The sequence below is a fragment of the Bacillota bacterium genome, from assembly GCA_040754675.1.
In the GTDB taxonomy this organism is placed as follows: domain Bacteria; phylum Bacillota; class Limnochordia; order Limnochordales; family Geochordaceae; genus Geochorda.
The window spans coordinates 1-1,856 of sequence record JBFMCJ010000709.1 but is presented as its reverse complement, the minus strand read 5'-3'; the positions used below and the strand labels follow the sequence as shown (position 1 = coordinate 1,856).

Below are 1,856 nucleotides of genomic sequence, written 5' to 3'. Positions count from 1 at the left end.
GGGCTCGGTTCTCGGGGCGCCGCCCGTAATCGGCGCGGCGGGGGTCATGATCGTCATGACAGCTCTGGCTGGGTATGTGATGTTGCCCGCACCGGTCTGGGCCAGGCTTGCGGACGCGCTGCGTCCAGGTGAAGCCGAAGCAGCCCACGCCGGATCAGTGTAAGCTTTCAGCGACGGTGGGGGCTCGGGCTGCGGTTTAGCACTTCCGGGCCTTCTTCGCGCGCCTCGATGCGATCAAAGCCCGTGATGGCGAGCCGGCTGCTCGTCCCACGTCGCCAAGCGTGCAGGGATGTCGTCTCCCAGGGGGTGGTATACTCGGCCAGGCAAGATCGCCCGTGACCGCCAAGGCCGGTCGGGAGCCCGACACTGGTTAAGCTCTGCGCCAGCGCCCGGCACAAGCAGACGAATACGAACGATGAGCGTGCACTTGCATGCTTGCTCCTCGAGAGCGGGCAGCCCCTTGAGCTTCGAAGAGATGGACATCGGGGCGAAGGCCATCGAGCGCTTCGTTGAGGGCTTGGGAGAGATCGTTGCCCACGCGCCAGAACTTCCAGAGGGGTACGACACCGGGGTTTTGGACAAGTGGAAGACCATCGGCCAGCTTGTCGGCCGCGGAGTTGACCGTATTGAGCTCGCACTGGACACCGGGCGCAAGCACGTCACCTCGGTGCTCGACGCTACCGTCCGCTCGCGGATCACTCAGCGTATCCAGACGTCCCTTGCCAACACGCGCACCATCGACGGTCTGCTTCGGATGGCCGACTTCAAGGAAGACGACATGAAGTGCCGCCTCTATCCGGCCGAAGGTGAGCCCGTTTTATGCGAGTTCGATGAAGATCTTGCGGGAACAGTTCATGCCTACCTGAGGCATTGGGTTCGACTACGGGGGTGGGCGGAACACGATCCTACGAGCGGACAAATCCGGCGGTTCACTATTCACAGCGTGGAGCCTATTCCTGTGGGAGCAGCCGGTGAACGCGAGGCTGTTCCCTCGTCCGCAAGAGAGGGGGCACCTTCTGAGCCGGGTACGTTTGAAGCTGTCTTGGGGCAAGGAAGAGACCTCTGGGACGATGACAACGAGTTTGATGCTTTCGTGCGAGGGATCTACGAGAGACGTCGTGAGGACGCTAAGCGGTGAGCTCCCTTGTCCTGGACACGAACATCGTATCCTACCTAATGCGGGGCCACACCCTCGCTGAACGCTATCGGGCTCATCTCAAAGGGCATATTCTCATGATCTCCTTCATGACCATCGCAGAGATGCACGAAGGAGCCCTGCGAGACGGATGGGGCCTGCAAAGGATGGAACGGCTGGCTCGTGTGTTGGGCGGCTACCACGTCATCTGGCCCGACGATGACATGTGCCGGCACACTTCAAAGGCATACCCGATCTGGTCGTCATCAGCGAACACCGCGCTGGAGCGGCTGAGTGACCGGAAGAGGGGGCGGGCCGCCGCAGTTCCTCGCCCGGGATTCGGAGGGCTTCTTTTGCTGCCTCACGGATGGCCTTTTGGTCGCGTACCACGATCTTGTAGAAGCCCTTCCCGATGCGTCTGAACTCCACGGCTTCCTTTGGTTGCTGGCCACCCACCGTTCGCTTCACCCGTCGATAACGTCACCCGGGAGATCGCCGGCCGCCTGCGCCCCGGCCAGCTCATCAGCCTGGAGTCGACCACCTACCCGGGCACCACGGACGGCGTCATGCGCCCCATCCTGGAGGCTTCGGGGCTCAAGGCCGGCGCGGACTTCTCCCTGGCCCACTCCCCCGAGCGGGTCGGCCCCGGCAACAAGCGCTACACCACCAAGAACACCAACAAGGTCGTCGGCCAGCCCCGTTCCCGCCCGATTCTGTCCAG

General features: G+C 63.0%; 3 protein-coding genes. All 3 read left to right on the top strand.

Annotated elements, in window-relative coordinates; translation table 11 throughout:
- Positions 1–460: 460 nt before the first annotated feature.
- Positions 461–1,138, top strand: a complete 678-nt coding sequence (locus AB1609_22795) for a hypothetical protein (GenBank protein ID MEW6049262.1) — start codon at positions 461–463, stop codon at positions 1,136–1,138.
- Positions 1,135–1,557: a PIN domain-containing protein gene (locus tag AB1609_22790; protein ID MEW6049261.1), complete on the top strand. Its 423-nt coding sequence runs from the start codon at positions 1,135–1,137 to the stop codon at positions 1,555–1,557. The genes AB1609_22795 and AB1609_22790 overlap by 4 nt, the downstream gene beginning before the upstream one ends.
- A 15-nt stretch (positions 1,558–1,572) precedes the next feature.
- On the top strand, positions 1,573–1,856 hold a 284-nt coding region (locus AB1609_22785), incomplete at its 3' end, for a UDP-N-acetyl-D-glucosamine dehydrogenase (GenBank protein ID MEW6049260.1).